Annotated in this window: 7 protein-coding genes; 2 read left to right on the forward strand and 5 right to left on the reverse strand. The window is 37.0% G+C overall.

Going from position 1 to position 8012, the window contains the following annotated elements:
• Window positions 1–433 precede the first annotated feature (433 nt).
• From ACFQZ9_RS11330 to ACFQZ9_RS11350, 5 genes are all read right to left on the reverse strand, one after another.
• On the reverse strand, window positions 434–1369 hold the full coding sequence (locus tag ACFQZ9_RS11330; RefSeq protein WP_498943849.1) for an ABC transporter ATP-binding protein: 936 nt from the start codon (window positions 1367–1369) through the stop codon (window positions 434–436).
• Window positions 1370–2413, reverse strand: coding sequence for an ABC transporter ATP-binding protein (locus tag ACFQZ9_RS11335; protein ID WP_498943855.1), 1044 nt, complete (start codon window positions 2411–2413; stop codon window positions 1370–1372).
• A 17-nt stretch (window positions 2414–2430) separates the two neighbouring features.
• On the reverse strand, window positions 2431–3459 hold the full coding sequence (opp3C, locus tag ACFQZ9_RS11340; RefSeq protein ID WP_026574535.1) for an oligopeptide ABC transporter permease: 1029 nt from the start codon (window positions 3457–3459) through the stop codon (window positions 2431–2433).
• A complete protein-coding gene (gene opp3b, locus ACFQZ9_RS11345) occupies window positions 3456–4388 on the reverse strand; it encodes an oligopeptide ABC transporter permease (protein WP_327838496.1) in 933 nt (310 codons plus the stop codon). The genes opp3C and opp3b overlap by 4 nt, the downstream gene beginning before the upstream one ends.
• Before the next feature lie 112 nt (window positions 4389–4500).
• Entirely contained in the window at window positions 4501–6177 is a 1677-nt protein-coding gene (locus ACFQZ9_RS11350) for a peptide ABC transporter substrate-binding protein (RefSeq protein WP_327838497.1), read from the reverse strand.
• 221 nt (window positions 6178–6398) lie between these two features.
• On the opposite strand from ACFQZ9_RS11350, the gene ACFQZ9_RS11355 reads away from it, so the two are divergent.
• Window positions 6399–6755 carry a DUF3899 domain-containing protein gene (locus tag ACFQZ9_RS11355; protein WP_498943850.1) on the forward strand — a complete coding sequence of 119 codons (357 nt, stop codon included), beginning with the start codon at window positions 6399–6401 and terminating at the stop codon, window positions 6753–6755.
• A 140-nt stretch (window positions 6756–6895) separates the two neighbouring features.
• Entirely contained in the window at window positions 6896–7888 is a 993-nt protein-coding gene (trpS, locus tag ACFQZ9_RS11360; protein ID WP_498943851.1) for a tryptophan--tRNA ligase, read from the forward strand.
• Window positions 7889–8012: the final 124 nt, after the last annotated feature.

Raw genomic sequence — 8012 nt, forward strand, 5'->3', positions numbered from 1 at the left:
GGGCAATGAAACCACTTTTCTTTTCCCTTTTTACAGGATTACAAGTTCCTTCGGGCAATGAAACCACTTTTCTTTTCCCTTTTTACAGGATTACAAGCTCCTTTGAGCAATACATAAAAGAGCAAGAAAAAGGTCAAATTGCTTTTCTAAATTGAAAAAATATTTTATCAATTTAGAATCTCCTGTTGATTCGAGTGGAGGGCACTCGAATCCTGCGGGATAGAGAGGTCACTGTAGACCTCACAGGCGCAAGCGCAGAGGAGGCTCCAGGACCTCCCCACGTAAAGCGAGTGACCGGAGCGGAAATCAACAGCCCCTTTTTCAGGGGCTACTTAATAAAATTGGTATTTAGATTTTACAAAGAAAAAAATTGCCGAGAAAAATACCCTTTCTCGACAATCTGATAATCTTATTTGAGATCGTTTCTTATTGGTTATTTTGAAGCTTTAAATTGTGCAAACTCTTTTTCTGAGCAAAGGACAAAATGTCCTGGAGTTACTTCACGGAATTCAATCTTATCATTTTCATTATAATGATGACTTGCCGGATCATAGGTTTTCCTTTTTCTCATCCGCTCACTAATTGGGTCTGGTGCAGGAATTGCTGATAACAATGATTGAGTATAAGGATGAAGTGGGTTTTTATACAATTCATCAGCTGGAGCAAGCTCCACCATTTTACCAAAATACATAACTCCAATTCGATCACTGATGTATTTTACCATGGAAAGATCATGCGCGATAAAAAGGTAAGTTAAGCCCTTTTCATGCTGCAGTTTCTTCATTAGATTTACAACCTGTGCTTGAATGGATACATCCAGGGCAGAAATTGGTTCGTCGGCAATAATGAATTCCGGCTCGACCGCTAGTGCACGAGCTATTCCAATCCGTTGACGCTGACCACCGCTAAATTCATGAGGATATCTATTTGCATGTTCTCTATTTAACCCAACTGTTTCTAATAGCTGATACACACGTTCCATACGCTCTTGTTTTGATTTAGCAAGACCATGGATGTCAATTCCTTCGGCAATAATATCGGCAACTTTTAGTCTTGGATTTAATGATGCATGTGGGTCTTGGAAAATCATTTGCATTTTACGGTTAAAAGCTTTTAATTCACTTTTCGACTTTTTCCCATGGACATTTTCACCGTCATACAATACTTCCCCGCCGGTAGCATTATATAATCGGATAATGGTCCGGCCGGTTGTAGATTTTCCACAGCCAGACTCCCCAACTAACCCTAATACTTCCCCTTTATAAATATCAAAGGAAACATTATCGACGGCACGAACTTCATTTGCTTTTCCAACATTAAAATATTGTTTTAAGTTTTTAATCTCAAGTAATTTTTCATTTTGAGCCATTTACTTTCCCTCCTTCATTTCAGGGAATTGATGCTGACGTCTTTTTACAGCTTCCGGTGGTTCAACTTTAGGAGCATCCGGATGTAATAGCCAAGTTGCTGCATAATGAGTGTCAGACACCTTAAAGAATGGCGGCTCTTGCTCTAAATCGATTTTCATCGCATAAGGATTACGCGGTGCAAATGCATCCCCTTTTGGCGGTTCTAATAAATCAGGTGGTGTTCCCGGTATAGAATACAATTCTTCATCATCCGTATCCATATCCGGCATTGAACTGATTAATCCCCATGTATAAGGATGTTTGGGATTATAGAAAATCTCATCTGCTGTACCAATTTCGACAATCTTCCCACCATACATTACCGCAACACGGTCCGCTACATTTGCAACTACACCGAGGTCATGTGTAATAAAAATGATCGAAGTATCAATTTTCTTTTGCAAATCCTTCATCAATTCTAATATTTGTGCCTGAATGGTCACATCCAAGGCGGTTGTTGGTTCATCTGCAATTAAAACTTTTGGATTACATGCTAAGGCAATCGCAATTACGACCCTTTGTCTCATCCCACCGGAAAATTGGTGAGGATATTGATTGATACGGATTTCCGGCTTAGGAATCCCAACTAGCTTTAGTAAATCAATGGCTCTCGCTCTTGCGTCATGTTTGCTCATATTTTGATGCTTAATCAGAGGTTCCATAATTTGATTGCCAATTTTCATTGTTGGATTTAATGAAGTCATTGGGTCTTGAAAGATCATGGAAATATCATGACCCCGGATTTTTTGCATCTCTTTATCTTTAAGTTTGGTTAAGTCCTTATCACCAAAAAGGATTTCACCTTTTTTAATTTCTGAATTATGTTCAGGAAGGAGACGCATAATTGATTTTGTTGTTACAGATTTTCCGGAACCCGATTCTCCAACAATTGCCAGCGTTTCTCCCTTATATAAATCAAAGCTCACACCTCGTATTGCTTGAACTTCCCCTGCAAAGGTGTGGAAGGATATATTTAAATCTTTTACCTCTAAAATTTTCTCCACTACCATTCACCTGCCTTCTAATCACGCATTTTTGGATCTAGAGCATCTCTAAGACCGTCTGCAATTAAGTTAAATGCTATCATAATAAGGGAGATCATAATAGCTGGTATAATCATCTGATATGGAAACGCAATCATTCCCCTAAATCCATCATTGATCAATGTACCTAATGAAGCGTGAGGGTCCTGCAAACCTAATCCGATGAAGCTTAAAAATGCTTCAAAGAAAATCGCATTCGGAATCGAAAACATTGTATTGATGATGATGACACCAAACATATTTGGAATCATATGTTTAAAGACAATAGTTGAATCTGATGCCCCTAATGTTTTCGCAGCCAATACGTACTCCATATTTTTATATTTAAGAACCTGCGCACGTACAACACGCGACATACTTACCCAACCGGTGATACTTAAGGCTAAGATAATCGGGATAATCCCTGCTTTTAAAACGAGAATCATCAGGACAACGACGATAAGGTTTGGAATTCCCATAATGATTTCGACAATACGTTGCATAATACTATCCGTTTTTCCACCGATGTAACCCGAAATCGCCCCATAGGTAACCCCGATTAGCATATCAATTAAAGCTGCAAAAAAAGCAATTAATAAAGAAATTTGGGTGCCCTTCCAAACCCTAGCAAACAAATCTCGTCCTAATCCATCCGTACCAAACCAATAATATTCTTTAACATTTCTTGTTTCATAAGGATGTAATTCTACGCCCTGTCTATTTTTCAATGTACCATCAAATGGAAGCCAGTGAATATTTTCTAAACCTTGAATCCTTGGTGGTAAATTAGCATGTTTAGTATTTTGGAAATCATACGCATACGGTGTGATTAATGGCCCAACAAATGCCATGATAATTAATAATACAGTCACAATTAAACTAATCACGGCACCTTTATTTTTTCGGACCCTTAACCATGAATCCTGCCAAAAAGTCAAACTTGGCTTTGCAATTTTCTCGCTTTTAGATACATCCACATGGGCGGGCTCAAATAACTCTTGTGAAATTTTTTCATGATTGGTAATCATTTAGATCGCCCCCCTGAAATTCGAATCCTTGGGTCAATAATTCCATACAGAATATCCACCACTAAAATAATCACTACGAATGCGGCCGCAAAAAGAATAGTTGTTCCCATAATAACCGGATAATCATTTACGGTAATGGCCTTAACAAATTGTTCTCCTAGACCTGGGATAGCAAAAATCTCCTCAATGACAAGTGAACCTGTCATTAAGCTAACTGCCAAAGGTCCTAAAACAGTGATAACAGGGATTAAAGCATTTCTTAATGCGTGCTTTACGCTAATTTGAAAATAGCTTGCTCCCTTCGCCTTCGCTAAAGTAATGTAATCCGATCCTAATACATCAATTAGCTCTGTACGCATGAAACGGGCAGCAATCGAAATTGGAAACATTGCCAAGGCAATGGTTGGCAGAACGGTATATTCTGGTCCCCGCCAAAACATTACTGGAAACCATTCTAATTTTACTGCAACATAGTACTGAAGTAGTCCGGCAAATATAAAACTTGGTATCGATTTCCCCGCAACTGCAATAAAGGTAGCACTATAATCCACCCAAGTATTTTGTTTTAACGCGGCAATAACTCCCAATAAAATCCCAAAAATAGAGCCAAATACCATTGCCTCTAAACCTAATGTTGCTGAAGGTCCGATACGAATTGCTAGAAGTTTGGTAACAGGGGTATTATTAAATTGAAAGGAGATTCCTAAATCACCTTGGACCATGTTCTTTAAGTAATTAGCATATTGAACAGGTACTGGGTCAGTTAAGTGGTATTTCTCTTGCATAATTGCTAATTGTTCGTGTGTGAGTTTTCCAGCATTACTAAACGGAGTACCAGGAACTAACTTCATTAAGAAGAATGTAACTGAGACAACGATAAACAATGTAAGAATCATGTATATTACACGTTGTAAAATGTACTTCGCCATGCCTCCACCTCCTATTTGATTAAAGATTCATCATTTTTCGACAATTCTTATACAGGTAAAAAGAGAGTATACCTTAATATACTCTCTTTTATATACGTTTACTTACCAATTACTACTTAACAATTTTAATCCATTGATAGCTATAATCAGGACCAAATCCATGGTGTGCTAAACCTTTAACTTTATCAGCAACTAACAAGTTAGCAGAACGTTGGTATAGAGGTGCTAGAGCAGCATCATCTTCTAACACAATTTTTTCAGCTTCTTGTAATGCTTTCCAACGCTCATCAGGTTTAGTAGCTAAAGTAGTTGCTGCATCTTTGACTAACTGATCAACTTTTGGATTTTTGTAGCTCATATGCTGTTGGCCGCTAGTTGATGGCCATAAATCCATGTAAGTCATTGGGTCAGCATAGTCAGGACCCCAACCACTGAAAAGAATATCATATTGTTGTTTATCTTCTCTATCAAGTTTTGTAGCAAATGGAATGTTGTGAAGTTCAACTTTAATTCCTGGTAAAGTTTTCTCTAATTGGTCTTTGATAAATGCATCAGTATCCTTTGCAGCTGCAGTATCTTGACCAACATAATTGAATGTTACTTCCTTCTTACCGATTTCAGATAAACCTTTTGTCCATAATTCTTTTGCTTTTGCTTTATCTGATTTTAAATATTCGCCAGTATCAGCACGGAAGTCTTTACCATTATTGAACGCGAAATCTTTCGCAACGATAAAGTTAGCAGGAATTGAACCATTTGCTAAAACATCATCAGCTAAAGCTTTTTTGTCAATTGCTAAAGCAATAGCTTTACGGATATTAGCATTTGCTAATGCTGGGTTTTTCTCATTAAACTTCAACCAGAAAATGGATGGTTCAGTGTAACGAAGAAGATTTTTTGAACCTTCATATTGTTGAATGATTGCTGGTTGTGCAAGTTTTGGTGTAATGTCTGCTTCGCCAGCTTCAAAAGCATTTGCAGATGCCTGTCCGTCTTTTTGTACGTTAAAGTTGATTTTCTTTAAAGAAACTGTATTTGCATTCCAATAAGTATCGTTTTTCTCTAGTACCCATTCAGTTGCCTGTGGGCCATCCCATTTAGTCATTTTGAATGGACCATTATAAAGAATGTGGGAAGCATCCTTCGCATAATCTTTCCCTTGAGACTTAACATACTTTTCATTTTGTGGATAGAATAATTGGAACGTAATATATGACTCAAAGAAAGGAATTGGCTGCTCTAAGGAAATTTCTAGAGTATAGTCATCCACAGCTTTAATTCCTAAATCAGTTGCAGGTTTTTTCTTAGCTACGATATCGCTAGCATTTTTGATTTTGCCTTCCATGAAATATGGACCATATGGAGAAGCAGTTTTAGGATCAATTGCACGTCTCCATGCAAATACGAAGTCATTAGCCGTTACAGGATCACCGTTTGACCATTTTTGATCCTTTTTCAACTTAATCGTGTAAACGGTTCCATCGGCATTCGCGACAGGTTTACCGTCTGCAACACCCTCGATTACCTTTTGGTCTGGGTCTAAACGATATAATCCTTCGTTTGTTGCATTTAACATGGTGAAACTCATAACGTCTTGAGCCATAACACTATCCATTGTTGGAACTTCTGCTGACTCTAAAACATTTAGTACTTGTTCAGGTGCTTTACCATTAGAAGTACCACCATTGTCCTTTTCTTTTCCAGTGTCTTTTCCACCAGAACAAGCTGCTAAGAACATGCTAAGAACTAGTGATAAAACTAAAAGTAGTGAAAGTTTTGATTTCTTCACTAGTAGACCTCCCTTTTCTATTATTCTGAAAAATTACTACATTCCCTATTATACATTTTTTCAACAAATTGTACATTACTTTTTGAAAATTAATTTGCATTTTCATAACATTTTAAACATTTGGGTTACTGGAACCTATGTTATCATTTACTCTCGCACTGATTTTTTGTATAATATTTAAAATACTTTTCCTTATAAATCAAGGTTTTGGAGGATAAGAAATGAACTTTCGTTTTAAAAATACTCTGATAATTTCATTGGGTTTTCAGTTGTTAATTATTTTCCTATCACTCATTTTTTACCAAAAGATTTCTTTGTTAAGCTATATCAATATATCTTTTTACATTTCATTTGCCTTACTTCTTTTTTCTTTATTATTATTTACTGTTAAAACTGGTTTTTTTGACGCTATAGCTAAGTCATTTAACTTTGCTGCAACAAGAGGAAAGGAAAAAAGAAGTCTTGCCGAAATTCCCTCTCTTTCTGAAATGGTGACAATCAATCAAAAGCCTTTTGTTTTCCATGGAATCATTACCGGCTTTCTTATGTTAATCGCCCTTGGCTTCTATTATGTTTAACGGACTTGATTACGATTATTCATTTCATTATAATATGATTATAAATAGTCACTAAAAGCGTTGAACCATTCTTCCCTATATGGATTAGGTGACGAATGGTTTTTTTATTTAAATGCTTATTAGCAGGAGGAAAAAATACTATGAAAACCATTTTTTCTGGCATTCAACCAAGCGGAACCATTACACTTGGCAACTATATTGGAGCAATGAAGCAATTTGTAGAACTGCAAAATGAATATAATTGCTTCTTTTGTATCGTTGATCAGCATGCCATAACCGTCCCACAAGATCCGCAAGTTTTAAGAAAAAATATCAGAAGTCTTGCTGCACTGTACATCGCAGTCGGTATCGATCCAGAAAAAGCAACGCTCTTTATTCAATCAGAAGTTCCTGCGCATGCTCAAGCCGGGTGGTTGATGCAATGTATTTCCTATATTGGTGAATTGGAAAGAATGACACAATTTAAGGACAAGTCTGCTGGAAAAGAAGCCGTATCTGCAAGTTTATTGACCTATCCGCCACTTATGGCTGCTGACATTTTATTGTATAACACAGACCTTGTCCCAGTCGGCGAAGATCAAAAACAACATTTGGAATTAACCCGTGATCTTGCAGAGAGATTTAATAAGAAATACGGGGAGGTTCTTACTATTCCTGATATAAGTCTTCCGAAAGTCGGCGCGAGAATTATGTCACTTCAAGAACCTACCAAAAAAATGAGTAAATCCGATCCAAATAAGAAAGCTTTTATCACCCCTCTCGATGACCTGAAGCAAATTGAGAAAAAAATTAAAAGCGCTGTAACAGATTCTGAGGGCATAGTTAAATTTGATAAAGAAAACAAACCAGGAATATCTAATTTATTGTCTATTTACTCAATTCTAGACGGTAAATCGATTTCTGAAATTGAAGAAATGTATAGTGGCAAAGGGTACGGTGAATTTAAAGGAGATTTAGCTCAGGTAGTAATCAATGTGATTAAACCGATTCAAGAAAGATACAATCAACTCATTGAATCAAAGGAACTTGATGATATCTTAGACCGTGGTGCAGAAAAAGCGAATAAAATTGCCTCGGAAACACTCAAAAGGATGGAAAATGCAATGGGCCTTGGAAGAGGTCAGGGAAGGTAGAACCCCAAATAATAAAAGCCTGACCCATAAAGGTAGTGACTATGATCTGACCCAATAAAGTTAGACAAATATTTTAGGCTACTTTGAGGACCTGAGCTCGGTATTCTACCGGACTTAGGTCTTT

Source organism: Neobacillus sp. GCM10027624, from assembly GCF_042675345.1.
Classification (GTDB): domain Bacteria; phylum Bacillota; class Bacilli; order Bacillales; family Cytobacillaceae; genus Neobacillus; species Neobacillus cucumis_D.